This window comes from Pseudoalteromonas sp. 19-MNA-CIBAN-0066, from assembly GCF_040308705.1.
Lineage (GTDB): Bacteria > Pseudomonadota > Gammaproteobacteria > Enterobacterales > Alteromonadaceae > Pseudoalteromonas > Pseudoalteromonas nigrifaciens.
This window is the reverse complement of sequence record NZ_JBEONZ010000125.1, coordinates 1-352: the sequence shown is the minus strand read 5'-3', so window position 1 is coordinate 352 and position 352 is coordinate 1. Positions and strand designations below refer to the sequence as shown.

1 protein-coding gene is annotated in these 352 nt (G+C 45.2%); it reads right to left on the bottom strand.

Going from position 1 to position 352, the window contains the following annotated elements:
- The coding region (locus tag AAEZ18_RS18485; RefSeq protein ID WP_352255854.1) for an energy transducer TonB at nt 1–352 on the bottom strand (352 nt) is incomplete at both ends.

The window sequence follows — 352 nt, the reverse complement described above, 5'->3', positions numbered from 1 at the left end:
GAACACCCGCAACTTCAACGGCTTCACCGTTTACTACGCGCGGTTTATATTTAAATTTAAGGGCTGCATCCATCGCAGCTCTATCAAAAAGTGACTCAGGCTCTGCTTTTACTACTTGTGGGTCGCGTACAGTGCCTTGTTTAGTTACTGTAAACTCAACAATAACGTAGCCTTCTATGCCACGTGATAACGCACGGCGCGGATAAACAGGGGCCACCTTTACAATCGGTAAGTATTCACCATCACTTGTTTCAAGTGCTAACCCGCCGGCTAAATTTACATCCGCATCTACATTGGCACCAAAGTCAAAGTTGTTAGCATTTGCTGTAGCATCACTATTTTGCATTTGCGG